The organism is Pseudomonas flavocrustae (assembly GCF_029872515.1).
Classification (GTDB): Bacteria; Pseudomonadota; Gammaproteobacteria; order Pseudomonadales; family Pseudomonadaceae; genus Chryseomonas; species Chryseomonas aestiva.
The window spans coordinates 1-25,802 of record NZ_JAPDIQ010000002.1; the positions used below are offsets into that span (position 1 = coordinate 1).

Below are 25,802 nucleotides of genomic sequence, written 5' to 3' on the forward strand. Positions count from 1 at the left end.
GTTCAACGCCTGACCCCTCCCCTCGGGGCCGGAGCCCCGAGGGGAGGGGTCAGGCGTTGAACCAGCCCAGCTTGATGACGAACAGGATCGACAGCACGATCAGCGCCGAATTCAGCTCGCGGGTACGGCCGGAGAGCAGCTTGATGACCGTCCAGGTGATGAAGCCGAAGGCGATGCCGTTGGCGATGGAATAGGTCAGCGGCATGGCCAGGGCGGTGACCAGCACCGGGGCGGCGGTGGTCAGGTCGTCCCACTCGATCTCGGCCAGGCCCGAGGTCATCAGCACGGCGATGAAGAACAGCGCCGGGGCGGTGGCGAAGGCTGGCACGCTACCCGCGAGGGGAGCGAAGAACAGCGCCAGCAGGAACAGCACCGCGACCACCACGGCGGTGAGGCCGGTACGCCCGCCCGCGGAAACGCCGGCGGCGGATTCGATGTAGCTGGTGGTGGTGGAGGTGCCCAGCAGCGAGCCGAACATGGCGGCGGAGCTGTCGGCGATCAGGGCGCGGCCCATCTTCGGCAGATGGCCGTCCTTGCCCATCAGGCCGGCGCGCTTGGCCACGCCGATCAGGGTGCCGGAGTTGTCGAACAGGTCGACGAACAGGAAGGCGAAGATGACGCTGATCAGGCCGACGTCCAGGGCGCCCCGGATGTCCAGCTGCAGGAAGGTCGGTGCCAGCGACGGCGGCATGGAGACCAGGCCGCCGAAGGCGCTGACGCCCAGGGCGATGGCGATCACGGTGATCACCAGGATGCCGATCAGCACCGCGCCGGTGACCTTGCGCGCTTCGAGCACGACGATCAGGAAGAAGCCGAGGATGGCCAGCAGCGGACCCGGCTTGGACAGGTCGCCCAGGCCCACCAGGGTCGCCGGATTACCCACCACGATGCCGGCGGTCTGCAGGGCGATCAGCGCCAGGAACAGGCCGATGCCGGCGGCGATGCCCGAGCGCAGCGGGAGCGGGATGCTGTTGATGATCCATTCGCGGATGCGAAAGATCGACAGCAGGAAGAACATCAGCGCCGAGAGGAATACCGCGCCCAGGGCCACCTGCCAGGTATGGCCCAGGTGCAGGACCACGGTGTAGGTGAAGAAGGCGTTGAGGCCCATGCCCGGGGCGAGGGCGATGGGGTAGTTGGCGATGAGTCCCATGAGCGCCGAGCCGATGGCGGCGGCCAGGCAGGTGGCGACGAAGATCGCGCCCTTGTCCATGCCGGTGGCGCCGAGGATGCTCGGGTTGACGAACAGGATGTAGGCCATGGCCAGGAAGGTGGTGACCCCGGCCAGCAGTTCGGTGCGGACAGAGGTGTTGTGGGCCTTGAGTTGGAAGAGTCTTTCCAGCATGGGATGCCTCGTGCGCGCCGGTCTGATCGGAAAAAGGCGCGCATCATAACAGGTCGGTAAACACGGGTAAGACGCTAAGCCCTAACCCCCAATCGACATCGCCTGGAGCCCTGTCCGCCTGGTCAACTTCCAGAGGTATGGCCGCTGACCGAATCGCCTGCGTTGCGGGCCAGGCGGAAGGCATCCAGGGTGCTCAGGATGCCGAGCACGGCCACTATGCAAAAGGCTAGCCGAAAGTCCGCCAGTTGCGGGTCGAGGTGGCCGTGCCAGTCCATCGAGGCGCGTAGCAGCAGGGCGGCGATGGCCACGCCCAGGCCCATGGCCAGCTGGAAATTGGTGCTGAACAGGGTGGAGGCATGGCTCAGCCGCGACTTGGGGATGTCGGCGAAGGCCAGGGCATTGCTGGCGGTGAACTGCAGCGAGCGGAACACCCCGCTGAAGAACAGCAGGAGCAGGATCGCCGGCAAGGGCCAGTCCGGAGTGAGCAGGCCACAGGCCAGCAGGCTGAACGCGCTGAGCAGGCCGTTGACGGTCAGGATGGTGCGCAGGCCGAAGCGGCGCATGGTGGCGGTGGTGAAGGGCTTGGCCGCCAGGTTGCCGGCGAACAGTGCCAGGAGCAGCAGGCCGGCCTGGAAGGCGTCCAGGCCAAAGGCCAGCTGGAACAGCAGGGGCAGCAGGAAGGGCGCCGTGGCGATGGTGACGCGGAACAGGCCGCCACCGAGAATGGCCGCGCGGTAGGTGGGGATGCGCAGTGTGCCAAAATCGATCAGCGGGCGTTCGATCCGGGTCATATGGCGCACCGCCTTGGTGCCGAGGATCAGCCCTATGCCCATCCAGGCCAGGTTGGCGCCCAAGCTGCCATGGTTCTGGCCGAGGCGCTCCACGCCCCACATGAAGGCCACGCAGGCGCCGCCCAGCAGCAGGAAGCCGCGCCAGTCCAGCGGATGGCGCTGGGTCGGCAGGTCGGCGGGCACCAGGCGCCAGGCCAGCAGCAGGGCGATCAAGCCCAGCGGCAGGTTGAGGTAGAAGATCCAGCGCCAGTCGGCATAGGTGGTGATCAGGCCGCCCAGGGGCGGGCCGAGCACAGGGGCCACCAGGCCCGGCCAGGTGATGAGGGCGATGGCGCGCACCAACTCGTGCTTTTCGGTGACCTGCAGCACCACCAGGCGCCCCACGGGCACCATCAGGGCGCCGCCGAGCCCCTGGAGGATGCGCGCGGCGATGAAGTGTTCGAGGGACAGGGCCATGCCACAGAGCAGCGAGGCCAGGGTGAAGACGCCGATGGCCAGGGTGAAGACCGGGCGGGGACCGAAGCGCTCGGCGATCCAGCCACTCACCGGAATGCCCACGGCGATCGCCAGCAGATAGGCGCTGATGCCCAGGTTGAGGTCCACCGGATCGCGGCCGAAGGACAGGGCCATCTGCGGCAGCGCCGTGGCGATCACCGTGGCGTCCAGGTTTTCCATGAAAAAGGTGAAGCTCACCAGGCCGGCGAGAAGCTTCCAGCGTTCCAAGGGCTGCACCTCTGGGCAGGGGGGTGGGCTACTCTGCCTGAGGTGTCGCAAGGCGCGCCAGCCCTGGCTTGCCGATAAAAAGTCAAAGGATTCACCACCCTGTTCGGACGGGCTGCTAAAGTCGAGAAGAAACAGGTTCGATAATTGTCATCGCCACGAGGAAACCGTTGCATGAAGGACGTGACCGACAGCCACATCGTGGCCATGGCGGAAGCCCGGCGCCTGCTTGAACGGGGTAGCCAGGCCAAGCGTCAGCACCAGCGCTATTTCCTCAACTTCCTCACCTTGCGCCAGGAAGCCTCGCGACTCAGTCAGCAGTCCTATCGGCTGAGCTGCGCGCTGGACGCCTTTTCCACCGAGCGCTCGCGCCAGTTGCCGCGGGTGCTGACCCTGGTAAAGGCCGACCGGGACGAACGGTTGTAAGGCCAGCAGCGCAACCGTAGGTATTCGTGGAGCTTTTTCTCCGGCCCCGGGGTCAAAACCTCGAACGCAGAGGAGAAACACCCCATGACCAAGCAATCACTGCTCTCCCTGGCGCTGGGCGCCGTCGTCCTGACCGGGGCCCTGCATGTCCAGGCCGCGCCCGAATCCATGACCCCGACCAAGCCGGCCGCCGACAAGGCCGCTTCGGAGCCCACCAGCTCGCAGTACCAGAACAAGGTCAACAAGAAGGACGCCAGTCAGAGCGATGAGGCGGTCACCCACGACCCTGATCATCCTACCTTTGAACTCGAAGAGGGTGGCCGGGCGCCGCGCAAGTACATCCGTGACGAGTACGTGATCAAGGATTTCAAGAAGCATGGTCTGGAGCAGCCGGGCGAAGACAGCCAATGGGTCAAGATCGGCTCCGACTATGTGCTGATCAAGCGCAGCAATGCGGTGATCGACAAGATCGTCAAAGCCAAACAGTGATCCACCATGACCGGGGCCGGCCCTCGGCCCCGGTGGCATTCGGGGTGTCCAGTCGCCAGGCTGAAGCACCCCTTCTGGAGTTTTTGCATGACCAGTGAAATCCGTGTCGTCGCCATCCTGCAGGCCAAACCCGGTCAGGCCGAGGCTGTCGAAAACGCCATGCGTGCCATCGTCGCGCCGTCCCGCGCCGAAGCCGCCTGTCACTTCTATACCCCGCACCGCGATCCGAGCCATGCAGGTCGCTATGTCTTCGTCGAACGCTGGGCCAGTCGCGAAGCCCTGGCCGAGCACGAGCAAACCCCTCACTTCAAGCAGTTGCTGAGCGATCTGGACGGTCTGCTCGTCGACACGCCGCAGGTCATGATCCTCGAGGAATTGCCGCTGGCCTGAGCCGCCGACATGCCGTTGTCACCTGCCTGAGCCACCCTGGCCTCTTTTCCTGGAGGCCTGGATGAGTACCTCTCGACGTCAAGCGCTGGGCCTGCTCGGCCTGGGTCTGAGCGCACCCTGGTTCGCCGGTTGCAGCGCTCGCACGCCACAGCCGGATCCCTTCACCCTGGGCGTCGCCAGTGGTGATCCTGCTACCGACGGCTTCGTCATCTGGACCCGCCTGGCGCCCGATCCGCTGGCCGAGGACGGCCTGGGCGGTCTGCATGGTCCGGTCAAGGCTGGGTGGGAAGTGGCCCTGGATCCGGGGCTGCGCCAGGTGGTGCAGCGCGGAGTGATCCAGGCACAGCCACAGTCTGCTTTCTGCCTGTCCATCCCCCTGACCGGTCTGCTGCCGGGACGGCCCTACTGGTACCGTTTCACCGCGCTGGGCCACCAGAGTCGTATCGGGCGCGCCACTACGCTACCGCCGTCAGCCAGCGCTCCGCAGCGCCTGAAGCTGGTGGCCGCTTCCTGCTCCCACTATGAGAAGGGCTTCTTCAGCGCCTATCGGCACATGGCGGACGAACAGGCGGATCTGGCGCTGTTCCTCGGGGACTATATCTACGAGGCCAACGTGCCCCTGCTGCTGCCGGCCGTGCGTCGGCATGGCCTGCCGGAAGCCCGGGACCTGGCCAGTTACCGCCGGCGCCATGCGCTGTACCGCACCGATCCCGATCTGCAGTACCTGCACGCCAATGTCACCAGTCTCATGACCTGGGACGACCACGAGGTGCAGAACGACTATTCCGGTCCCTGGGCGGCGGACCCCAGGGTCAGTCTGGCTGCCTTCGCCGCGCGGCGGCAGGCTGCCTACCAGGCTTTTCGCGAACATGCGCCGCTGCGCGGGTGGCGGACCCAGGGCAGCGCGCTGCGCCTCTATGACCGGTGGCGCTTCGGTGACCTGGCGGAGATCCATCTGCTCGATGGTCGGCAATACCGCAGCGAACCGGCCTGCACGACGCCCAGGACCCGCGGTGGCCAGCTGGTCGCCCCGGATTGCCCGGGTCTGCGCGACGCCGCGCGCAGCATGCTCGGGCAGGCGCAGGAGCGCTGGCTGCTGGATGGCTTTCGCCACAATGCCACCCGCTGGAATCTGATCGCCCAGGATCTCCTGCTGGCACCCCTGCGGCAGCGCCTGCCGGAGGGCGATCCGGCGCGCTGGACCGATGGCTGGGACGGCTACCCGGCGACTCGCGAGCGGCTGCTCGCGGCCATGGCTGACAGCCGCCTGGCTAATCCGGTAACCCTGGGCGGGGACATCCATTCCTTCTGGGTGACGGACCTGCACCGCGAGCCGGAAGACGAGCGGAGTCCTGTAGTGGCGAGCGAATTCGTCGGCACCTCCATCACCTCGGACGGACCGGACTACCGCCGTTTCCAGGCGCTGTTGCCGGAGAATCCCCAGGTGCGCTTCTTCGACAGCCGGGAGCGTGGCTATCTGGCCCTGGAGCTGACGCGGGAACGGTTGCAGGTGGACCTGCGCACCATCAGTGATCGAACGCGCCCGGATGCCGGACGCGGCACCCGGGCAAGCTTTGTGGTGGAGGCGGGGCGGCCAGGGGCCGTCCCTGCCTGAGAGCCTGCTCCAAAGCTGCTGCGCGTCGGCCAATCTGCGTTGAAAATGGCTTCGGAATGCTCATTTACCCTACATAAACTCCGCTTCCTCAGCTATTTTCGCGGGGCCGCCTAGGCCTTGCTTGGCTCTAGCTCGCTAGCCTTGGAACAGGCTCTGCGGGGCTCAGACGAACAGCGACAGCAGCATGATGAAGGCCAGGGCCACCACCGAGAGGATGGTTTCCATCATCGACCAGGTCTTGAAGGTTTCGGCCACGGTCATGTTGAAGTACTGCTTCACCAGCCAGAAGCCGGCGTCGTTGACGTGGGAGAGGATCACCGAACCGGCACCGGCGGCCAGTACCAGCAATTCCTTGTTCACACCGGGGATCAGCGCCACCACGGGGGCGACGATGCCGGCGCCGGTGATGGTCGCCACGGTGGCGGAACCGGTGGCCACGCGGATCACCGCCGCCACCAGCCAGGTCAGCAGGATCGGCGAGATCTGCGTCTGCACCGCCAGGTTGCCGATCACCTCACCCACGCCGCTGGCCACCAGCATCTGCTTGAAACCACCGCCGGCGCCGACGATCAGCACGATGGCCGCCACTGGCGCCAGGCTCTGGTCGAGCAGCTTGACGATCTTCTCGCGAGAGAAGCCGCAGGCGGTGCCGAAGCTGTAGAAGCTCAGCAGCAGGGCGGCGAGCAGGGCGGTGATGGGGTGGCCGATGAAGTCCATCCAGATGCGGAAGTGGTTGTCGGCGGCGAAGAAGATGTCGGCGAAGGCCTTGAGCAGCATCAGGATCACCGGCAGCAGCACGGTGAAGACGGTGATGCCGAAGCCCGGCAGATTGCGGTTGTCGGTCTCCTGGGCGATCTGGGCGACCAGTTCGGGGTTGGCCGAACCGGGGATACGCTTGGAGATCCAGGCACCGAAGAGGGGACCGGCGATCATGGCGGTGGGCAGGCCGACCAGCAGGCCATAGAAGATGGTCTTGCCGATGTCGGCACCGAACACCCCGACCGCCAGCAGCGGACCCGGGTGCGGCGGCACCAGGCCATGCACGGCGGACAGGCCGGCCAGCAGCGGGATGCCCAGCTTGACCAGCGACAGCCCGGTACGGCGGGCGACGATGAACACCAGGGGTGCCAGCAGCACGAAGCCGATCTCGAAGAACAGCGGGATGCCCACCAGGAAGGCGGCGAACATCATCGCCCAGTGCACGCGCTTGATGCCGAAGGCGCGGATCAGCGTCTGGGCGATCTGGTCGGCGCCGCCGGAATCGGCCATCAGCTTGCCGAGCATGGTGCCCAGGCCGAGCAGGATGCCGACGAAGCCGAGTACGCCGCCGAAGCCGTCCTGGAAGGATTTCATGACCTTTTCCACCGGCATGCCGGAGGTCAGGCCGAGAAAGCCCGAGGCGATGGTCAGGGCGATGAAGGGATGGACCTTGAACTTGGTGATCAGCAGCACCAGGCCGATGATGGTGACCAGGGCGTCGAGCAGAAGGAAGCTGTTGTGGTCCATGCCGAACATGGCGCCTCTCCTATTGTTGTTGTGGGCGTTGCGGGTGATTGGATTGGAATGGGTAGCGCTGTCTCGTTAGGCCGGCTGGGCCAGGCGCGCCGAGGTGGTCCACCAGGCCGACACCTGGGTGCCGATGGCGGGCAGGCTGTCGCGTGCATCCACTACCAGCGTAGCCGGTTCACCGTGGGGTGCTTCGAGGGCGGCGAACTGGCTGTCGATCAGGCTGGCGGGCATGAAGTGCCCCGGACGATTGGCGACGCGCTGGGCGGCGGTCTCGCGGGTCAGTTCGAGAAAGACGAAGCCGAGACCGGGCACGGCCTGGCGCAACTGGTCACGGTAGCGGCGCTTGAGCGCGGAGCAGGTGAGTACCGGGCGTTCGCCCGCGGCCACGGCGGCGGCCAGTTCCTCACCGAGGCGGGTCAGCCAGCCAGCGCGATCTTCATCGTCGAGGGGAATGCCGGCGCTCATCTTGGCGATGTTGGCGGCGGGGTGGAAGGCATCGCCTTCGATCAGGCGGCCACCGTCCTGCTCGGCAATGGCCGCGCCGACGCTGCTCTTGCCGCAGCCTGCGACGCCCATGACCACCAGCGCGGGAATGGGAGTGTCCATCGTCACCTCCGGTCTGGAGACAGCGCTACCTCGAAAAAGGAAAAAGGTAGCGGCTTCCAGTTCTTGTCGATCTTGTTAGGCCGAATGCCGACGTGTCCTGGAAGGGCACGCCAGGCTTGTAGTGTCTGGTGAGACAGCGCTACCTTAGGCGCGTTCTCCGTCTCTGACAAGCCTGAAACCATAACAATGAATCGAACGGGTTCTCGTAGTTCCGGTCGGCCCACCCTTACCGAGGTGGCGCTGCAGGCCGGTGTTTCCCCCATCACGGCCTCGCGTGCCCTGCGCGGTGTCGCCAGCGTGGCGCCCGAGCTGGTCACCCGCGTGCAAGAAGCTGCCGCGCGCCTTGGCTATGTCACCAATCCGGCCGCCCGCGCCCTGGCCTCCGCCCAGGGGCATTCGGTGGTGGTGCTGGTCCCCTCGCTGTCCAACCATCTGTTCATCGAGCCGCTGGAGGCCATCCACGAGGTGCTGCGTCCCCGTGGCCTGGAAGTGCTGATCGGCAACTACCACTACGATCCCGTGGAAGAGGAGAAGCTGATCCGCAACTACCTGGCCTATCAGCCCCGGGGACTGCTGCTGACCGGCTTCGACCGTACCGACGCCGCACGCCAGCTGCTGGCTGCTAGCGGGGTGCCGCGAGTGCACATGATGGAGCTGGATCCGGCGGGGTCGGTGCCCAGCGTCGGATTTTCCCAGCACGCCGCCGGCGCCGCGGCGGCGCGGCATCTGCTGGCGGCGGGGCGCAAATGCCTGGGTTATGTCGCGGCCCAGCTCGACCCGCGGGCGCTGGCCCGGGGCGAGGGCTTTCGCGAGGTGCTGCGCGCGGCGGGCTGCTATGACCCGAGTCTGGATGTGCTGGATCCACAGCCGTCATCCGTGGGCCTGGGCGCCCGCCAGTTCCGCAAACTGCTGGCCCGCCGGCCTGAGGTCGACGGCCTGTTCTTCTGCAACGATGACCTGGCCCAGGGCGCGCTGTTCGAAGCCCAGCGGCTGGGCATTGCCATACCTCAACGGATCTCGGTGCTGGGCTTCAACGACCTGCCCGGCTCGGCGCATACCGTGCCCCGGCTGACCTCCATCCAGACCCCCCGCGCCGCGGTAGGGCGCCAGGCCGCGACCCTGTTGCTGGGGCTGCTCGACGGCCGCAGCCAACCGACCTGCGTGGATCTGGGATTCGAGCTGGTGAGTCGCGAGAGTGTGTAGGGCTAGTCGCTCGCGTCGGATCATCGCGGCCATGGGCCGCTCCTACAGGTACCGATCTCTTCTGTAGGAGCGGCCCATGGCCTCGATAGGACAGTTACTCGCAGTAGGTGTCGATGTCTCTATTGGGAGCAGCTTTCTTATCGCCTGAGCCATCGAAAACGAGCATCCGCTCCAAGCGCCTGCTCTCCCTCCTGGGAAGGGCGGGTGTGAGGCAAGCCCTCGTGGCGGGCTACTCGTGGAAAAGGCTACGCCGTTTTCCACGCTACGGCGCTGCGTGGATCTGGGATTCGAGTTGGTGAGCCGCGAGAGCGTGTAGGGACCCTCGTCGAAGCTTCAGGCCGGCGATGGGGTCTGTTGGGCTTCGCTGCGCTCAGCCCAAGCTACAAAGTCCTGCGCGGTGGCCGCCGACCGCTCCGCTAACCCCCTCTCCCCCTGGGAGAGGGCTGGGGTGAGGGTGCTGGTCCATCGCACTCATGGCCGCGATCGCGCGGCAGCCAACCCTACCGCAACGCCTTGGCCAGAATCCGCGACTGCCCCTGGAAATCCTGGCGGGCATAGAAGGCCTGGGCGTCCTCGTTGAACTCCATCACCTCCAGGCGCAATTCGTCGACATCGTTGTTCCGAGCCCAGGCTTCCACGGCTTCCAGTAGCCGTGCGCCCACGCCCAGCCGTCTGTGGCTGGCAGACACCACCAGGGTGCCGATCCGACAGAGGATCAGCGGTTGCAGAAAGGAAATCGAGCGGGTGTCGGACAGTCGAGCGGTAACGAAGCCAACCAGTTCGTCGCTGGCGTCAGCGACGAACAGCACCCCGTCTTCCGGCTCCAGCTGGGCGGCCCAGTAGTCCTGGTCGCGCCAGCCGCCGGAGGGCTTGGCAAAGGTCGCCGGGGCCTGCCGGTGATGCTGCTCGGCGAGTTGTTCGGCCAGCCGGCAGATGGCGGCGAGGTCGGTGACGAAGGCGGGGCGGATACGCAAGAGCGGTGCTCGCAAGAGGATTCAGCCGTTCACCTTACGCCGCATGGTGCGGCTCAGGAAGTCTCGACATCCAGCTGCCGGTACCAGTCGGCATAGGGGGTGTTCCGGGCCATCCGCCGGTTGTAGTCGGGGGCGCCATCGGTCCACCAGACCGGTCCGCGCTCGCCCAGGGCGTGCTTGGCGGCGTCCACCGCGGCGCGTGCGCTGCGCAGGGCGGCCTCGTCACCCTGGCGCTTGGCTGCGTCCACCTGGCGGCGCGCATCCATCAGCTCATGGGTCAGGGCGTCGCGGCGATCGGCGGGCAGGCTGGGATCAGTGCAGCGCCAGAGCCGGCCCCTGACCACGAAGTAGCGTCCGTCCGGGGTGGTGGGATAACGCATGGCAGGGGCCCCTTGGTCAGTCGTCGATGTCAAGCAGGGCGCGGCAATCCGGGTAGTTCGAGCAGGCCCAGAATTCCCGCCCCTGGTGGCGACCGCTGCGCGCGCGACGGCGGACCATGGGCGCCTGGCACTCCGGGCATTCCGGCGCCAGCGCCTGGCTGGGGGGCGCTACCCGGGTGCGCGGACGGCGCCCGCCGAACACGGCATCGCGTACGGCGGTGGCGGAATAGCGCGCCGCCGCGGGAATCTCCACCAGGCGCAACTGGGCGGCCTCGCACACCGACCTCACGAAGCGATCGCGCTGTTGGCGATGGCGCTGCAGGTGCGACCTGTCGTTGAGTTCGACCACGGCGTGCACGGCGAGGTCGTCACGCCGGCAGATGGCGAAGTCGAAGTGCTTGCAGTTGATACGGTTCTGCGCGATCAGATAGCGGCGGCGGTCGCGCAGCGGCAGGGTCTGGACCACATCGGCGATGCGCACCTTGCCGAATACCCGATAGTCGTCGCCCACGGCTTCGTCGAGCACGGCGAGAAAGGCCTGTTCGGCGGGGGTGAAGAGGGCTTCGACCTGGCGATAGGGAAAGGCGGCCTGGCGCCGGCGCTGCCACCACCACAGCGCCCCCAGAAGCAGCAGTCCGGCCGGGACCAGCAGGGGCAGGTAACGCTCGTACATCTCGAACTCCAACAGCGGGGCGCCATGATAGTGAGTTCCGGCGCAGGACAGCAGCGGTGGCGACGAAGCGTCAGTCGCGCCGCGGTAGTTGCCGTTGCAGATCGTCCAGCCGCAGCAGGGTCACCGACTTCAGACAACTCAGATACTGCAGCTGCTGCATGGCGCCCTGGAAACCCCGCGTCGCGGTAGCGCAGCGGGGGGCGCGATCGTCCTGCCAGAGTCGTTGCAGGCGTTCGAAAGCAGGTCGTTGTTCAGTGGAGAGACCCGCCATCCGTCGACCGTAGACGTCGGCCAGCCGGGCTTCGGCCACGGCCAGGTCCTGGCTGGCGCAGGCCGCCAGCTGCGCCTCGCTACCCTGGCGATCGCAGGTGGCCGGGGCCTGTTCGGCGGCCAGGGCAGCGGTCGAGAGCAGCAGGGCGAGCAGGGCGGACAGGCGACAGGTGATCATGCAGGCTGACTATTGCAAGGGCAGGCCGCCTAGACTGCAGTAAAAGCGCGGCGCTCACCAGGCGCCGCCGGTCTCCTGCGGCTCGCCCTGGGTCTCGCGGAATTGGCGGATCTGCACCAGCAGCCAGTCGATCCAGCGCTGTACCGGCGCGTCCACCGCGCCCTTGGGCAACACCAGGAAGTAGGCCTGGGCCGACAGCTGGTCGAACCGATCCGGCAGCGGGCGGACCAGGGCTCCGCTGGCCAGCAGGCGCTGGGCCAGCACGCCGCCGCCGAGCGCCACGCCCTTGCCGGCGGCCGCCTGTTGCAGGGCCATGCCGCTCAGTGAATAGCGCGGACCGCGCAGGCTGTCGCCCAGGGGCACCTGCTGGCTGGCGAACCAGTCCTGCCAGGCATTGGACCGGCTGCTGGGGCGACCCGAACGCCAGCCACCGGGCCATTCGGCATGCAGCAGCGGATAGTCCAGCAAGGCGGCGGGCCCTGCCAGCGGCGCCGGGATCAGCGCCGGGCTGCACACCGGAAAGATCCATTCGCGCAGCAGCAGGCGCGTCTCGCCGTCCTGCCAGTCGCCGCGGCCATAGCGGATCGCCGCCTGGGCACCGCCCTCGGTGCCCAGGGGCACGATGGCGGACGAAGCGTCGAGAAAGACCTCGATATCCGGATGCTGGCGCTGGAAGTCTTCCAGCCGCGGCAACAGCCATTCCTGGCCGAAGGTGGGGGGCGCGCTGACGGTCAGGACACTGCTCTTGATCCGGGCCCGGGCGACCGCGCGGGTCAGGCCATCGAGGTGCGGCGCGATCTCCCCGGCCAAGGCGCGACCCTGGGCGGTGAGCCGTACGCCCTGGGGCAGGCGCTCGAACAACGGCTGTCCCAGTTCGGCTTCGAGCAGGCGGATCTGCCGGCTGATGGCGCCGGCCGTGACATGCAACTCGTCCGCGGCCTTGGCGAAGTGCTGGTGTCGCGCAGCGGCGGCGAAGGCGCGCAGGGCGTTGAGGGGGAGGGCGGTGGTCACGCTGAGCCTTAGTTTTCCTGAGCCTGACGCCCATTAAACATCGTTTGTCCGACCTGTTCAGCCACGGTCATCCTGCAGGCTCACTTTTTTCCTGGAACGACGCTCATGCGCAAGGAGCTCGACCTCCCCGCCGTGCTGGTCATGCTGGTGCTCTGCCTGGTCTGGGGCCTGCAGCAGACGGCGATCAAGGCCATCGCCGAGCAGGTGGACCCCTTGCTGCAGATCGGCTGGCGTTCGCTGCTGGCGGCCGGGCTGCTCTATGGCCTGGCGCGCTGGCGCGGCATCCGTTGCCTGGGCCGTGACCGGACGCTGATTCCCGGGCTGCTCGCCGGTTCGCTGTTCGCCCTGGAGTTCCTCTGCATGGCGGTGGGCCTGAAGTACACCAGCGCCGCGCACATGGTGGTGTTCATCTACACGGCGCCGCTGTTCGCCGCCTGTGGCCTGCACTGGCTGGTGCCGGGCGAGCGGCTGTCGGGGCGCCAGTGGCTGGGCATGGTGCTGGCGGCCAGTGGCGTGGCCTGCGCCTTCCTGATCGGCAAGCCGAGCGGCGGCACCAGCTGGCAGGGCGACCTGATCGGCCTGGTCGGCGGTGCCGCCTGGGGCGCCACCACGGTGCTGATCCGCCGCAGCGCCCTGGCCGAGGCGCCGCCGCTGCGCACCCTGTTCTATCAACTCGGGGTGACCGGGGTGGTGCTGCTGGCGCTGGCCCTGCCGCTCGGCAAGCGCCTGGATCTGGCCGGGCTGGACTCCCTGGCCTGGTCGAGTCTGGCCTTCCAGGTGTTCATCGTCGCCGGCATCAGCCTGCTCGGCTGGTTCGTGCTGCTCAGTCGCTATCGCGCGGCGCCCCTGGGCGTGCTGACCCTGCTGACGCCGCTGTTCGGTGTACTGATGGGCGTCTGGCTGCTGGGCGAGACCCCGGGACCGGGATTTCTCGCCGGCGCGGCCCTGGTGCTCAGCGGCCTGCTGATCGTCAGCTATCCTTCCCGCTCGCGAGTCGCGTCCCGCTGACTCGCCTGGCCCTGAGCGTCCGATGTCGTCCACTCCGCTGAATCCCTGGTTGCTGCGCCTCATCCCCTTGGTGTTCCTGGCCCTGTGGTCCGCCGGATTCGCCGTGTCCAAGGTGGGCCTGGCCTATGCGCCCCCCTTCACCCTGTTGGCGATGCGCTATGCCCTGGCTTTCAGCGTGCTGCTGATCGCCTTCCTGGTCCTGCGTCCGCCGCTGCCGCGCACCCGGCGGGAATGGGCGAATCTGGCGGTGGTGGGCTTTCTCATCCAGGGCGTCTATTTCGGCATGAGCTATGGCGCCTTGGTGATGGGCGCCTCGGCCAACGTGGTGGCCATGGTCGCCTCGTTGCAACCCATCCTGGTGGCTCTGGGCGCGCCCCTGCTGGTGGGCGAGCGGGTGGCGCCGCTGCAGTGGCTGGGACTGGCCCTGGGACTGCTCGGCGCCATCGGGGTGATAGTGGCGCGCGCCAGCGTCGCCGTGGAATCCCTGTTCGGCATCTGCCTGGCGGTAGGCGCCTTGCTGGGCATGACCAGTGCCGTGCTCTACGAAAAGCGCCTGGGCGTGGCCCAGCATCCGGTCACCAACAACCTGGTGCAGTACAGCGTCGGCCTGGTGTGTTGCGCGCCCCTGGCGCTGCTGTTCGAGCACAGCCCGGTGCACTGGGCGCCGGCCTTCATCGGTGCCCTGGCCTATCTGGTGCTGGCCAACTCGCTCTTGGCCATCAGCCTGCTGGTGTGGATGATCCGCGCCGGCGAGGCGGCGCGGGTCAGTGCGCTGTTCTTCTGCGTGCCGCCGGGCGCCGCCCTGAGCGCCTGGCTGCTGCTGGGCGAAACCCTGCCGCCCCTGGCCTGGGTGGCCATGGTCATCGCCATCGGTGGGGTGCTGCTGGCAACGCGGGCGGGAAGCAAGGCGGCGCGCTGAACCGCGCCGCCCGGCGTCAGGCCGTCTTGAGTCCGGCCAGCACCTTGTCCACCGTCAGCGGATAGTCGCGGATGCGCACCCCGCAGGCGTTGTAGACGGCGTTGGTGAGGGCGGCCCCGGCGCCGCAGATGCCCAGTTCGCCGACACCCTTGATCTTCAGCGGATTGGCCTTGTCATCCACTTCCGGCAGGAAATGGGCTTCGATGGCCGGGATGTCCAGATGGCAGGGGTAGTGGTAGTCGGCCAGGTCGTGGTTGACGAAGTGGCCGTGGCGGGTATCGATCACCCCATCTTCGTGCAGGGCGCTGCCCACCCCCCAGATCATCCCGCCAAGCATCTGCGAATGGGCGGTCTTCTCGTTGAGGATGCGCCCCGCAGCGAACACCCCGAGCATGCGCCGCAGGCGGATTTCGCCGGTGAGGGCGTGCACCCCCACCTCGGCGAAGAAGGCCCCGTAGCCCTGCTGCGAATAGTCCTTGAGCGTCTGCCCCGGCTTGATCTCGCCGATGGCCTGGAGATCGTGCTCGCGCGCCAGTTCGGCGAGGTCGCGACTGCCATTGTCGGCGATCAGCCGGCCACCGACTAAGCGGGCGCTGGCCGGATCGAGGCCCGCCGCTTGCGCCGCCTTCAGGCGCAGGTTCTCGCAGGCGACATAGACCGAGGAGCCGGAACTGGCCGCGCCAAAGGAGCCGCCGGAGCCGGCCCCGGCCGGATCGTCGCTGTCGCCCAGCAGCACCTTGACTCGCTCCACCGGCAAGCCCAGCGACTCGCCGGCGATCTGCGCCAGGATGGTGTAGGTCCCGGTGCCGATATCGGTCATCGAGGTCTTCACCGTGGCCGTGCCATCGGCCTCCAGGCGGACCCCGGCCTGGGACGGCCTGAGCATGTTGGCGCGACTGGCCGCGGCCATGCCCATGCCGATCAGCCAGTCGCCGTCGCGCACCTGACCGGGCTTGGCATTGCGTTTGGTCCAGCCGAAGCGGCGGGCGCCGTCCTGCATGCATTCCACCAGCTTGCGGGAGGAGAAGGGGATGTGCTTTTCCGGGTCCTGGCTGGGTTCGTTGCGGATGCGCAGCTCGATGGGATCGAGCGCGAGCATGACCGCCAGCTCGTCCATGGCGCTTTCGCTGGCAAGCATCCCCACGGCTTCGCCGGGCGCCCGGCAGGAGCCGGACTCGGGCAGATCCAGCTCGACCATGCGGTGCGCTACCAGGCGGTCATCGCCGGCATAGAGGGTACGCGAGGACAGGCCGGTGGGTTCGTAGTAGGTCAGGCCACGAGCGGAATGGGACCAGCCCTCGTGGGCCATCGCCTGGATACGGCCATCGCGGTCGGCACCCAGGCGAATGCGCTGCACGGTGGCCGAGCGATGGTCGGTGATCTGGAACATCTGCTGGCGGGTGAGGGTGACCTTGACCGGCCGGCCGATGGCCCGGGCGGCCATGGCGCCGATCAGCGCATCGGCATAGATCGGCAACTTGCCGCCAAAGCCGCCACCGATATAGCGCGCCACGATGCGTACCTTGTCCTTGGGCAGCTGCAGCGTATTGGCCACGCAACTCTGCGCCTGCTCGACGAACTGGGTGGAGCAATAGATCGTCACCCGGTCGCCATCCCACTGGGCGAGACTGGCGTGGGGCTCCATCTGCGCATGGATGTGGTAGGGCGTGGTGTAGCGCTCGTCGAGCTTGACGGGCGCCCGGGCGAAGGCGGCATCCACATCGCCCGAGGCGGTGTCGGTGGGCTGATCGGCATCCGGCGGCTTCACCGCCTGGCCGAGATTGGCGGCCAGGTCGAAGACGCCCGGCTCGGCCACGTAGTCGATCTCCACCAGGGCCGCCGCCAGGCGCGCCTCCTCGAAGGTCTCGGCCACCACGAAGGCCACGGGTTCGCCGAAATAGCGCACCTGGTCGCTGTCCAGGTAGGGCTTGGGCCGGGTGAAGCGGCCGCTGTTGTCCGGCTCGCGGGCGGCCTGGCGCGGCGCATTGCGATAGGTCAGCACGCTGAGCACACCGGGCGCGCTCTCCGCAGCCGAGGTGTCCAGGCGCCGGATGCGGCCCTTGGCGATGGTGGCGCCGACGATGAAGCCGTAGGCGACGCGATCGTTGCGGAATTCGAAGCTGTAGGGCGCCTGGCCGGTGACCTTGAGCAGGCCGTCGACGCGATCGATGGGCTTGCCGATCAGGCCGCCGCGATTCTCGTCGATCAGGTTGCGGCCAGCGGGTTCATTCATTTCCATGCTGCTGTCCTCAGGCCTGTTGGCGAGCGTCGGCCACCCCGGCGCGCAGGATGCGACGGGTCAGCTCGAGTTTGAAATCGTTGTGGCCATAGCCACGGGCTCCGGCGAGCAGGGCATCGCCCACGGCCGCCAGATCGCTGTCCAGGGTCTGGCCGGCAAAGGCCCGGTCGGCCGCCGCCACCCGCCAGGGTTTGTGCGCCAGGCCGCCGAACGCCGCGCGACCGCTGCGAATACGCGTGCCGTCCAGCTCGACGATGGCCGCCATGGACACCAGGGCAAAGGCATAGGAAGCGCGATCGCGCACCTTGCGATAGACCTGGATGCCGGGCGGTGGCGGCGGCAGGGTGACGGCGGTGATGAGTTCGCCGGGTTGCAGCACCGTCTCGATCTGCGGGGTGTCACCAGGCAGGCGATGGAAGTCGGCGATAGGAATGCGCCGGGTGCGGCCAGTGGCTTCCCGGGTTTCCACCGTGGCGTCCAGCACCCGCATGGCCACCGCCATGTCGGAGGGATGCACGGCGATGCACTGGTCGCTGGCGCCGATCACCGCGTTCATCCGATTGAAGCCGCCCAGAGCCGCACAACCGCTGCCGGGTTGGCGTTTGTTGCAGGGCATGGCGGTGTTGTAGAAGTAGGAGCAACGGGTGCGCTGCAGGAGGTTGCCGCCGGTGGTGGCCTTGTTGCGCAATTGCGCCGAGGCGCCGGCCAGCAGCGCACGGGAGAGCACCGGATAGCGCTCCCGTACCCGGGAGTCGGCGGCCAGGGTGGAATTGCGCACCAGGGTACCGATGCGCAGGCCACCCTCCTGGGTGGCGCTGATCTGGTCCAGCTGCAGGCGATTGATGTCCAGCACCTGGCTGGGCGTTTCGATCTCCAGCTTCATCAGGTCCAGCAGATTGGTGCCCCCGGCGATGAAGCGGCTGCCGGCCTGGGCGCCCTGGCGGCTGGCATCGGCTTCGGTCTGCACGCGTTGATAGTCGAAGACCCTCATGCCTGGCCCCCCGCCATCTGGATGGCCGCGACGATGTTGGGATAGGCACTGCAGCGGCAGAGGTTGCCGCTCATGCGCTCGCGGATTTCTTCTTCGCTCAGCCGCATCGGCCCGTCGAGGCGCGTCGAGACGTGGCTGGGCATGCCGGCCTTGACCTCGTCCAGCAGGGCGACCGCCGAGCAGATCTGCCCCGGGGTGCAATAGCCGCACTGGAAGCCGTCCTTGGCCAGGAAGGCCGCCTGCATGGGATGCAGGCGCTCGGCGTTGCCCAGGCCTTCGATGGTAGTGATGGTGTCGCCTTCGTGCATGGCCGCCAGGCTCAGGCAGCTGTTGATGCGCTGGCCATTGACCAGCACCGTGCAGGCGCCGCACTGGCCATGGTCGCAGCCCTTCTTGGTGCCCGTGAGGTGCAGGTTCTCGCGCAGGGCATCGAGCAGGGTGGTACGGCTGTCGACCTTGAGCCTGCGCGCCTCGCCATTGATCTGCAGGGTCAGCGGCAGCAGTTGCGGCAGCCGCGCGGCGATGGCCTGGGGCGTCAGGGGCGCGCCACCACTGGCCTGGGCGAAGGTGTAGCCGGGAATGGCGCTGGTCGCCACCAGCACCGCGGAGGTGCCGAGAAACTGCCGCCGCGACAGGCGCCAGCGTGCATCGGAGTCGGAAGCCATGGTCGGATTCTCATCGTTAGGGCACATCACGGGAGTTCTGATGACTACCCCGGTGGCAGTGGGGTTCAGGCCACTGGGCTGCTGGCATGGACAGGCGCCATACCGAATATGTCCTGACGCCGAGGAAAGGCTCTGGATCGGGACTCTCACCGTATCGCTGAGCGGCTTTCAACGTTACGTTGAATACCGCTGGGCAGGGGTGCTGAACCGGTTCCGGTCGGGGACAGTCCCTTACCTGAGGTGGCCCTTCGCTGCCACCGCCTATTCCGACCACGGGGGCAATCTGCACCCCGCGGCTTTAACCGTGAGGTCCGCCATGAACGCCACCCCCGCGCGCCAGGTTCAGCCCCTGGCCGAACCCGAGTCCCATACCATCGCCCTGACCCTCAATGGCAAGCAGCTGCAATTGGCGGTCGAGCCCTGGACTACCTTGCTCGATCTGCTGCGCGACCACCTCGACCTGACCGGCACCAAGAAGGGTTGCGATCATGGTCAGTGCGGCGCCTGCACCGTGCTGGTCAATGGCACCCGCATCAACAGCTGTCTGGCCCTGGCGGTCATGCAGGACGGCGCCGAGGTCACCACCGTCGAGGGCTTGGCCCAGGGCGACCAGCTGCACCCCATGCAGGCCGCCTTCGTTGCCGAAGACGCCTTCCAGTGCGGCTATTGCACCCCCGGGCAGATCTGCTCGGCGATCGGCATGCTCAAGGAGGGCCACGCCCACAGCGAGGCCGAGGTGGCCGAGCAGATGAGCGGCAACCTCTGCCGCTGCGGAGCCTATCGGAACATCCGCGCCGCCATCGAGCGGGCGCGTCCGGATTGCCAGCAAGGGGAGGGCCGCGAATGAACCGCTTCGGTTATGCCAAGCCCAACGCCGTGCCCGATGCCATCCGCCAACATGGCCCCCAGACCCATTTCATCGCCGGCGGCACCAATCTGCTGGACCTGATGAAGGAAAACGTCGAGCGCCCCGAGCAACTGATCGACGTCAACGGCCTGCCCCTGCGCGAGGTCGAGACCACCACCGAGGGCGGTCTGCGCATCGGTGCCCTGGTCAAGAACGCCGAGGTGGCCTACCACCCCGAGGTGCAGCGTCGCTATCCGCTGCTGGCCAAGGCCATCCTCGCCGGCGCTTCCCCGCAATTGCGCAACATGGCCTCCACCGGCGGCAACCTGCTGCAGCGCACCCGCTGCTATTACTTCTATGACGTGGGCACCCCCTGCAACAAGCGCGAACCCGGCTCCGGCTGCGGCGCTCGTGAAGGGCAGAATCGCATCCACGCCATCCTTGGCCACAGCGAGCAGTGCATCGCCACCCATCCCTCGGACATGTGCGTGGCCCTGGCTGCCCTGGAAGCCCGGGTCGAGGTGAGCGGTCCGAACGGCGAGCGGGTCATCGACTTCGCTGATTTCCACCGCCTGCCCGGCGACACTCCCGAGCGCGACACCCACCTCGCCGCCGACGAACTCATCACCGCCGTGACTCTGCCCGCCGAGAGCCTGGCCGCCCACAGCGCCTACCTGAAGATCCGCGACCGCGCCTCCTATGCCTTCGCTCTGGTCTCGGTCGCGGCAGCCCTGGAACTGGATGGCGAGCGCATCAAGCAGGTCCGTGTCGCCCTGGGCGGCGTGGCCCACAAGCCCTGGCGGCTGCCGGAGGCCGAACAGGCACTGATCGGCCAGGTGGCGGACAAGGCGGCCTTCGGCCAGCTGGCCGATCGCCTGCTGCAAGGCGCCCAGGGCTTCGCCCATAACAGCTTCAAGATCGAACTGGCACGGCGCGCCATCGTGCGTGCCCTTACCGAAGCCGCCGGAGGTACCCTGCAATGACCGTCGTCCATCTGCAAAAAGCCGTTCCCCGCGTCGACGGTCCGCTCAAGGTCACCGGCCAGGCACTGTATGCCGGCGAATTCAGCGTGCCGGATCTGGCCTTTGGTTTCGTGGTCAACGCCACCATCACCAAGGGTCGCCTGCTCGGCCTGGACGTCAGCGAAGCCCTGGCCCAGCCCGGTGTCATCGAGGTGCTCAGCCACCTCAATCGACCCAAGATGGCCAGCTATGACGAGAGCTATACCGACATGGATGCGGCTGACGGCAAGCCTTTCCGGCCGCTGTACAACGACCGCATCCTCTACAGTGGCCAGCCCATTGCCCTGGTAGTGGCCGAGACCTTCGAGGCCGCGCGCCACGCTGCCGCGCTGATCCGTGCCCAATACAGCGAAGAGGAGCACGCCACCGACCTGGCCCAGGCTCGCGACCAGGCCCACGAAGCGCCCATGGAGTTGCCGGAGAATCGGGGTAACGCCCCGGCAGCCTGGGCCGCGGCGCCTACCCGCATCGAAGCCGAATACCACTCCGCGGCGGAATTCCATAACCCCATGGAGATGCATGCCTCTACCGTCATCTACCACAAGGACGGCAAGTTGACGGTGCACGACAAGACCCAGGGTGTGCAGAACAGCGCCCAGTTCGTCAGCAGCATCTTCGGTCTGGGCGAAGGCGACGTGAAGGTCATCTCACCCTTCGTCGGTGGCGCCTTCGGTTCCGGTCTGCGTCCGCAATACCAGCTGGTGCTGGCGACCATGGCCGCGCTGCAGCTCAAGCGCTCGGTGCGGGTGACCCTGACCCGCCAGCAGATGTTTACTTTCGGCTATCGTCCCGAGACCTATCAGCAGATCAAGCTGGCCTGCGACAGCGACGGCAAGCTGCAGGCCATCGACCACAGCGCCCTCGGCATCACCTCGCGCTTCGAAGACTTCACCGAAATGGTGCTGGTCTGGTCGGCGTCGCTCTATGCCTGTCCCAACGTCAAGCTGGCCTATCAACTGGCCGCGCTGGACGTCTACACCCCGCTGGACATGCGCGCCCCCGGCGCGGTGCTGGGTGTCTATGCGCTGGAAAGCGCCATGGACGAACTGGCCTATGCCGCCGACATCGATCCGCTGGAATTGCGCGTCCGCAACTTCACCGACACGGATCCGGCCAAGGGCAAGCCCTATTCCAGCAAGGAACTGCTGGAATGCTATCGCCAGGCGGCCGAGCGTTTCGGCTGGGAACAGCGCAGCATGGCGCCGCGTTCCATGCGCGACGGCAACCAGCTGGTGGGCTGGGGCATGGCCACCGGGGTCTGGGAAGCCATGCAGCAACCTGCCACCGCCAAGGCGGTGATGAACATCGACGGCAGCCTGGTGGTGGCCAGTGCCACGGCCGACATTGGCACCGGCACCTATACGGTGATGACCCAGATCGCCGCCGAGAACCTCGGTCTGCCGCTGGACAAGGTGACCTTCAAACTCGGTGATTCCACTCTGCCCAAGGCACCCCTCGAAGGCGGTTCCTTTACAGTGTCTTCGGTGGGCACCGCCGTAAAACTGGCCTGCGACCAGCTGCGTCAGCAACTGCTGGATGCGGCAAAGGAGATGGACGACTCCCCGCTGGCCAAGGCCGAACTGGAGCAGGTGGTGTTCGCCGATGGCGGCATCAGTCTCAAGACCGATCCGGCCCAGCGCGTCGACTTCACCGCCATCCTCAAGGCTTCGGGTTCGCCGTCCATGGAAACCCTGGCCAGCGCCGAGCCGGCGGAAGAGCGCGACAACTACGCCACCGGTACCCACTCGGCGGTGTTCGTCGAGGTCAAGGTCGACGAAGACTTCGGCAGCGTCCAGGTAAGTCGCGTGGTCACCGCGGTGGCCGCCGGCCGCATCCTCAATCTCAAGACCGGCGAGAACCAGGTAGCCGGTGGGATCGTCTGGGGCATCGGCATGGGCCTGCAGGAAGAGGGGATGATGGACACCCACGAAGGTCGCTGGATGAACCATAGCCTCGCCGAATACCACTTCCCGGTGCAGGCCGATATCCAGCAGCTGGAGGTGATCTTCGTCGAGGAGCACGACGAGATCGTCAATCCGCTGGGCGCCAAGGGCATTGGCGAGATCGGTATCGTCGGGGTGGCGGCAGCCATCGCCAACGCCATCTTCCACGCCACCGGCAAGCGGGTCCGGGATCTGCCCATCACCCTGGACAAGGTCTTCGCTGACGAGCTGCTGCACTAGGGGCGAGGTTGGGGCCATGTTGGGCTTCGACGATAAAGCCGTCTCAGCCCAACCTACGGGACACTGACCTATGCCAGTCCACCCCCTCTCCCCCTGGGAGAGGGCTGGGGTTAGGGATGCCGAGCACACCGTTGGGCCAGGTGATGTTGGGCTTGGCTATGTTCAATCCATCCTACCGCAGCCCCTCGCTCCGCCGTGAAACGAAAAAGGCCCGCCTCCAAGAGACGGGCCTTTTTCAGGCAGTCGGTAAAAAGGTCTTTCGACTCACTCGGCGTGCGACGCGCCTTCGTGTTCGATCTGCTCCTTGTACTCCAGGGCATCGGCTTCGCTCTGGTAGACGCCGACCAATTCCCCTTCCTGTTTCACGTCCCACAGATGCATGCCCAGGCCACGGGCTTCGCGGGACATATGGTCTTCGTCACGTTCGGTTACGGTAATGGTCATGCTGTATCTCCTTGGTCGAGCCCGCACTACGGCAGGGCTTGAAAACCCATACTAGAGCGTTTCGCTTCAGGACCAAGGCGTATCTCGGCAACAAGTCGTTACAACTTCTGCGACAATCTGTCGCGCCTGCGGTTGTCGTCCGGCGGCGGCATCATCGCCTTGGGCCGCTCCTGCAGGATCAACAAGGGTGTAGGAGCGGCCCATGGCCGCGATAGGCACCTCTGTAAAACGCCAGAAGAGGGCTGCTGGATACGCACCGCCTTCCTGCTAAGACAGCAACCACGCCCGCTTGGTGGATAAAGGAAAACGCCCTCCGAAGAGGGCGTTTTGCCTGCAGACCTGATCAGTTGGCGCCTTTCACCGTGCGCCCGTTGACCGAGCCTTCCTTGAGGCTGGTCTGGTATTCCTTGCCGTCGCTCTCCTGCTGGTAGAGACGCACCAGCAGATAGTCCCAGTCCTTGGCGAACCACAGTTCGGTCTTGCGGCTGCTCTTGGTGGGATCACGCACGCGCTCCACCTTGATGGCATCGAACAGGCCCAGCGGGGTGCGGATGCGCTCCGGACCGATGACCCGGAAGTCGTAGGTGTCGATGCTGTCGCCGTCGACGATCTGGTAGCTCATGCTCTTCTTGCCGTCGGCCACGTCCTGCTGCAGCTTGAGCTGATAGGTCGACTTGTCCAGCAGACCGCGATCCAGGGGCAGGCTGACCGGATCGTCCTTGTCCTTGCCGGTGACCTTCTTGGCGGCCCAGTCGAAGGTCAGCTCGCTCTCGCGGCTCTTGCCCAGCCCGCTGCGCTTGTACTGGTAGGTGTCCGGCAGGAAGGCTTCGCCTTCGTGGCGGAAGGTGCTGGACTCGTTGAGGCCGGCGACCAGCATGGAGGCTTCGAACTTCAGCTCCCAGCGACCATCGGCTTCTTTCTCCAGCGAGCGTTCGGCCGAGCCGCTGACCGGCATCTGCTTCCAGTCGGCGGTGTAGCTGGCCGTGAACGGCTGCAGGTCGAAGGCGAAGGCCGAGGCACTGCAGAGGGTGGCCAATAGGAACAACAGACGTCGCATCAGTTTCTCCTTGGATCAGGAAAGGGAGGCCGCGGCCGTCAGCGACGGCAATGTGGCCCCGGTAGGCGGCAGTGCCTCGCCATCGAGCTCGGCACCCAGGGTACCCAGCCGCAGACGACCTTCGGCGAACAACCGCACGGCCACAGGATAAAGGAGGTGCTCGGCGGCGTGTACCCGTGTCGCGAGGCTCTCCGCCGTATCTTCGGCCCGTACCGGCACCCGCGACTGCAGGACGACCGGACCGCCATCCAGTTCTTCGGTGACGAAGTGCACGCTGCAGCCGTGCCAGGCATCGCCGGCATCGAGGGCGCGCTGGTGGGTGTGCAGGCCCTTGTACAGGGGCAGCAGCGAGGGATGGATATTGATCAGGCGACCCTGGTAGCGCCGCACGAAGGCGGGCGTGAGGATGCGCATGAAGCCGGCCAGGACCACCAGATCGGCGCCCTGGGCGTCGATGGCGGCCGCCAGGGCCGCATCGAAGCTGTCGCGATCGCCGTGTTCGCGGTGATCGATCACCCGGGTGGCGATCCCGGCCTGGCGGGCCCGCTCCAGGCCATAGGCCTCGGCGCGGTTGGCGATCACCGCCGCGATCCGCACGGGCGGCGTCGCGGCGTCGAGCAGGGCTTGCAGGTTGCTGCCGTGGCCGGAGATGAGCACCACCACGGCGCAGTCGGCAGGGCTCATCCGTGCTGTTTCAGATTGTTCAGCACGACCTGGTCGGCGCCCTCGGCGGCCTGTTCGATACGGCCGATGACCCAGGGCTGCTCGCCCTCGGTACGCAGCGCCTGCAGGGCGCCTTCGACCTGATCCTGGGCCACGCAGATGACCATGCCCACGCCGCAGTTCAGCACGCGGTGCATCTCGGTCTCGTCGACGTTGCCCTGCTGCTGCAGCCAGTCGAACACCACCGGACGCTGCCAGCTGGCCACGTCGAGCACCGCCTGGGCACCCTCGGGCAGCACGCGCGGGATGTTGTCGAGCAGGCCGCCACCGGTGATGTGGGCCATGGCCTTGACCGCGCCGGTGTCCTTGATCAGCTTGAGCAGCGGCTTCACATAGATGCGGGTGGGCGCCATCAGCAGTTCGGTCAGCGGCTGGCCGTCGAGCTGGATGTTCTCGATGTCGGCACCGGCCACCTCGATGATCTTGCGGATCAGCGAATAGCCGTTGGAGTGCGGGCCGGAGGAGGGCAGGGCGATCAGGGCGTCGCCGGTGGCCACCTTGGAACCGTCGATGATCTCGGACTTTTCCACCACGCCGACGCAGAAGCCGGCCAGGTCGTAGTCTTCGCCTTCGTACATGCCGGGCATCTCGGCGGTCTCGCCGCCCACCAGGGAGCAGCCGGCCTGTTCGCAACCGGTACCGATGCCGGTCACCACCTGGGCGGCGACGTCGACATTGAGCTTGCCGGTGGCGTAGTAGTCGAGGAAGAACAGCGGCTCGGCACCGCAGACCACCAGGTCGTTGACGCACATGGCGACCAGGTCGATGCCGATGCTGTCGTGCTTGGCCAGGTTCATGGCCAGGCGCAGCTTGGTACCGACGCCGTCGGTGCCGGAGACCAGTACCGGCTGGCGATAGCCTGCCGGGATCTCGCACAGGGCACCGAAGCCCCCCAGGCCGCCCATGACTTCCGGGCGGGCGGTGCGCTTGGCGACGCCCTTGATGCGTTCTACCAGAGCCTCACCGGCGTCGATGTCTACACCGGCGTCCTTGTAGCTCAGCTGGGGTTGTTTGCTCATGAATCCTGGCCTTTGGCTAATGGCGAAACGAGCCGGCTGGCGCCAGCCGGCAATGAGGCGGGCGATTTTACCAGAAGCCGTGCCAAAGCACGCGGCCGGCCGCGG

26 protein-coding genes are annotated in these 25,802 nt (G+C 66.9%); 10 read left to right on the forward strand and 16 right to left on the reverse strand.

Annotated elements, in window-relative coordinates:
* Positions 1 to 49 precede the first annotated feature (49 nt).
* Both OMP44_RS04645 and OMP44_RS04650 read right to left on the reverse strand, forming a co-directional pair.
* The gene (locus OMP44_RS04645) at positions 50 to 1,345 is read right to left on the reverse strand and encodes an NCS2 family permease (protein ID WP_187978748.1); all 1,296 of its coding nucleotides are present in this window, start codon (positions 1,343 to 1,345) and stop codon (positions 50 to 52) included.
* Between the two features lie 122 nt (positions 1,346 to 1,467).
* Positions 1,468 to 2,859, reverse strand: a complete 1,392-nt coding sequence (locus OMP44_RS04650; protein ID WP_273861250.1) for an MFS transporter — start codon at positions 2,857 to 2,859, stop codon at positions 1,468 to 1,470.
* A 171-nt stretch (positions 2,860 to 3,030) separates the two neighbouring features.
* Between OMP44_RS04650 and OMP44_RS04655 the strand changes: the two genes are divergently transcribed.
* The 4 genes from OMP44_RS04655 (at position 3,031) to OMP44_RS04670 (ending at position 5,776) form a co-directional block, all read left to right on the forward strand.
* On the forward strand, positions 3,031 to 3,282 hold the full coding sequence (locus tag OMP44_RS04655; RefSeq protein WP_133859743.1) for a hypothetical protein: 252 nt from the start codon (positions 3,031 to 3,033) through the stop codon (positions 3,280 to 3,282).
* An 84-nt stretch (positions 3,283 to 3,366) separates the two neighbouring features.
* Complete coding sequence (locus tag OMP44_RS04660; RefSeq protein ID WP_133859742.1) at positions 3,367 to 3,771, forward strand: RcnB family protein; 405 nt, start codon at positions 3,367 to 3,369, stop codon at positions 3,769 to 3,771.
* Between the two features lie 87 nt (positions 3,772 to 3,858).
* Positions 3,859 to 4,161 carry a putative quinol monooxygenase gene (locus OMP44_RS04665; RefSeq protein ID WP_280306783.1) on the forward strand — a complete coding sequence of 101 codons (303 nt, stop codon included), beginning with the start codon at positions 3,859 to 3,861 and terminating at the stop codon, positions 4,159 to 4,161.
* A 61-nt stretch (positions 4,162 to 4,222) separates the two neighbouring features.
* Positions 4,223 to 5,776 (forward strand): alkaline phosphatase D family protein, encoded by a 1,554-nt coding sequence (locus OMP44_RS04670; RefSeq protein ID WP_280306785.1) that lies wholly within the window; start codon positions 4,223 to 4,225, stop codon positions 5,774 to 5,776.
* Between the two features lie 162 nt (positions 5,777 to 5,938).
* Here the strand turns inward: OMP44_RS04670 and OMP44_RS04675 are convergent, their stop codons facing one another.
* Both OMP44_RS04675 and OMP44_RS04680 read right to left on the reverse strand, forming a co-directional pair.
* Positions 5,939 to 7,291 carry a GntP family permease gene (locus tag OMP44_RS04675; RefSeq protein ID WP_133859739.1) on the reverse strand — a complete coding sequence of 451 codons (1,353 nt, stop codon included), beginning with the start codon at positions 7,289 to 7,291 and terminating at the stop codon, positions 5,939 to 5,941.
* Positions 7,292 to 7,357: 66 nt separating this feature from the next.
* Complete coding sequence (locus OMP44_RS04680) at positions 7,358 to 7,891, reverse strand: gluconokinase (protein ID WP_273861247.1); 534 nt, start codon at positions 7,889 to 7,891, stop codon at positions 7,358 to 7,360.
* Positions 7,892 to 8,077: 186 nt separating this feature from the next.
* Between OMP44_RS04680 and gntR the strand changes: the two genes are divergently transcribed.
* Positions 8,078 to 9,094, forward strand: a complete 1,017-nt coding sequence (gntR, locus tag OMP44_RS04685; RefSeq protein WP_273861246.1) for an HTH-type transcriptional regulator GntR — start codon at positions 8,078 to 8,080, stop codon at positions 9,092 to 9,094.
* 500 nt (positions 9,095 to 9,594) lie between these two features.
* Here the strand turns inward: gntR and OMP44_RS04690 are convergent, their stop codons facing one another.
* From OMP44_RS04690 to OMP44_RS04710, 5 genes are all read right to left on the reverse strand, one after another.
* Entirely contained in the window at positions 9,595 to 10,068 is a 474-nt protein-coding gene (locus OMP44_RS04690) for a GNAT family N-acetyltransferase (RefSeq protein ID WP_280306789.1), read from the reverse strand.
* Between the two features lie 53 nt (positions 10,069 to 10,121).
* The gene (locus OMP44_RS04695) at positions 10,122 to 10,448 is read right to left on the reverse strand and encodes a hypothetical protein (RefSeq protein WP_280306790.1); all 327 of its coding nucleotides are present in this window, start codon (positions 10,446 to 10,448) and stop codon (positions 10,122 to 10,124) included.
* Between the two features lie 16 nt (positions 10,449 to 10,464).
* Positions 10,465 to 11,121: a DUF2726 domain-containing protein gene (locus OMP44_RS04700; protein WP_187978754.1), complete on the reverse strand. Its 657-nt coding sequence runs from the start codon at positions 11,119 to 11,121 to the stop codon at positions 10,465 to 10,467.
* A gap of 70 nt (positions 11,122 to 11,191) precedes the next feature.
* Positions 11,192 to 11,569: a lysozyme inhibitor LprI family protein gene (locus OMP44_RS04705; RefSeq protein WP_280306793.1), complete on the reverse strand. Its 378-nt coding sequence runs from the start codon at positions 11,567 to 11,569 to the stop codon at positions 11,192 to 11,194.
* 54 nt (positions 11,570 to 11,623) lie between these two features.
* Positions 11,624 to 12,580: a LysR substrate-binding domain-containing protein gene (locus tag OMP44_RS04710; protein ID WP_280306795.1), complete on the reverse strand. Its 957-nt coding sequence runs from the start codon at positions 12,578 to 12,580 to the stop codon at positions 11,624 to 11,626.
* A gap of 105 nt (positions 12,581 to 12,685) precedes the next feature.
* On the opposite strand from OMP44_RS04710, the gene OMP44_RS04715 reads away from it, so the two are divergent.
* Both OMP44_RS04715 and OMP44_RS04720 read left to right on the forward strand, forming a co-directional pair.
* Complete coding sequence (locus OMP44_RS04715) at positions 12,686 to 13,588, forward strand: DMT family transporter (protein WP_280306797.1); 903 nt, start codon at positions 12,686 to 12,688, stop codon at positions 13,586 to 13,588.
* A 22-nt stretch (positions 13,589 to 13,610) separates the two neighbouring features.
* The gene (locus OMP44_RS04720; RefSeq protein WP_187978758.1) at positions 13,611 to 14,507 is read left to right on the forward strand and encodes a DMT family transporter; all 897 of its coding nucleotides are present in this window, start codon (positions 13,611 to 13,613) and stop codon (positions 14,505 to 14,507) included.
* Positions 14,508 to 14,523: 16 nt separating this feature from the next.
* Here OMP44_RS04720 and OMP44_RS04725 read toward each other — a convergent pair whose 3' ends face one another.
* The 3 genes from OMP44_RS04725 to paoA are packed head-to-tail and all read right to left on the reverse strand — an operon-like array spanning position 14,524 to position 18,402.
* Positions 14,524 to 16,746, reverse strand: coding sequence for a xanthine dehydrogenase family protein molybdopterin-binding subunit (locus OMP44_RS04725; protein WP_280306799.1), 2,223 nt, complete (start codon positions 16,744 to 16,746; stop codon positions 14,524 to 14,526).
* A 10-nt stretch (positions 16,747 to 16,756) separates the two neighbouring features.
* The gene (locus tag OMP44_RS04730) at positions 16,757 to 17,737 is read right to left on the reverse strand and encodes an FAD binding domain-containing protein (RefSeq protein ID WP_273861238.1); all 981 of its coding nucleotides are present in this window, start codon (positions 17,735 to 17,737) and stop codon (positions 16,757 to 16,759) included.
* Positions 17,734 to 18,402, reverse strand: a complete 669-nt coding sequence (gene paoA, locus OMP44_RS04735; RefSeq protein WP_133859727.1) for an aldehyde dehydrogenase iron-sulfur subunit PaoA — start codon at positions 18,400 to 18,402, stop codon at positions 17,734 to 17,736. The genes OMP44_RS04730 and paoA overlap by 4 nt, the downstream gene beginning before the upstream one ends.
* 316 nt (positions 18,403 to 18,718) lie before the next feature.
* On the opposite strand from paoA, the gene OMP44_RS04740 reads away from it, so the two are divergent.
* From OMP44_RS04740 to OMP44_RS04750, 3 genes are read left to right on the forward strand one after another with little or no spacing between them, the layout of a single operon-like run.
* A complete protein-coding gene (locus OMP44_RS04740) occupies positions 18,719 to 19,249 on the forward strand; it encodes a (2Fe-2S)-binding protein (RefSeq protein WP_133859726.1) in 531 nt (176 codons plus the stop codon).
* The gene (locus OMP44_RS04745) at positions 19,246 to 20,232 is read left to right on the forward strand and encodes an FAD binding domain-containing protein (RefSeq protein WP_280306802.1); all 987 of its coding nucleotides are present in this window, start codon (positions 19,246 to 19,248) and stop codon (positions 20,230 to 20,232) included. Before OMP44_RS04740 ends, OMP44_RS04745 begins: the two co-directional genes overlap by 4 nt.
* Positions 20,229 to 22,454: a xanthine dehydrogenase family protein molybdopterin-binding subunit gene (locus OMP44_RS04750; RefSeq protein ID WP_280306804.1), complete on the forward strand. Its 2,226-nt coding sequence runs from the start codon at positions 20,229 to 20,231 to the stop codon at positions 22,452 to 22,454. The genes OMP44_RS04745 and OMP44_RS04750 overlap by 4 nt, the downstream gene beginning before the upstream one ends.
* A gap of 264 nt (positions 22,455 to 22,718) precedes the next feature.
* Here the strand turns inward: OMP44_RS04750 and OMP44_RS04755 are convergent, their stop codons facing one another.
* The 4 genes from OMP44_RS04755 to purM all read right to left on the reverse strand — a co-directional run bounded on the left by OMP44_RS04755 (position 22,719) and on the right by purM (position 25,697).
* A complete protein-coding gene (locus OMP44_RS04755) occupies positions 22,719 to 22,898 on the reverse strand; it encodes a hypothetical protein (RefSeq protein WP_133859723.1) in 180 nt (59 codons plus the stop codon).
* A 343-nt stretch (positions 22,899 to 23,241) separates the two neighbouring features.
* The gene (locus tag OMP44_RS04760) at positions 23,242 to 23,955 is read right to left on the reverse strand and encodes a DUF3108 domain-containing protein (protein WP_017638949.1); all 714 of its coding nucleotides are present in this window, start codon (positions 23,953 to 23,955) and stop codon (positions 23,242 to 23,244) included.
* 15 nt (positions 23,956 to 23,970) lie between these two features.
* Positions 23,971 to 24,639 (reverse strand): phosphoribosylglycinamide formyltransferase, encoded by a 669-nt coding sequence (purN, locus tag OMP44_RS04765; protein ID WP_280306808.1) that lies wholly within the window; start codon positions 24,637 to 24,639, stop codon positions 23,971 to 23,973.
* Entirely contained in the window at positions 24,636 to 25,697 is a 1,062-nt protein-coding gene (purM, locus tag OMP44_RS04770; RefSeq protein ID WP_280306810.1) for a phosphoribosylformylglycinamidine cyclo-ligase, read from the reverse strand. The genes purN and purM overlap by 4 nt, the downstream gene beginning before the upstream one ends.
* Between the last annotated feature and the right edge of the window lie 105 nt (positions 25,698 to 25,802).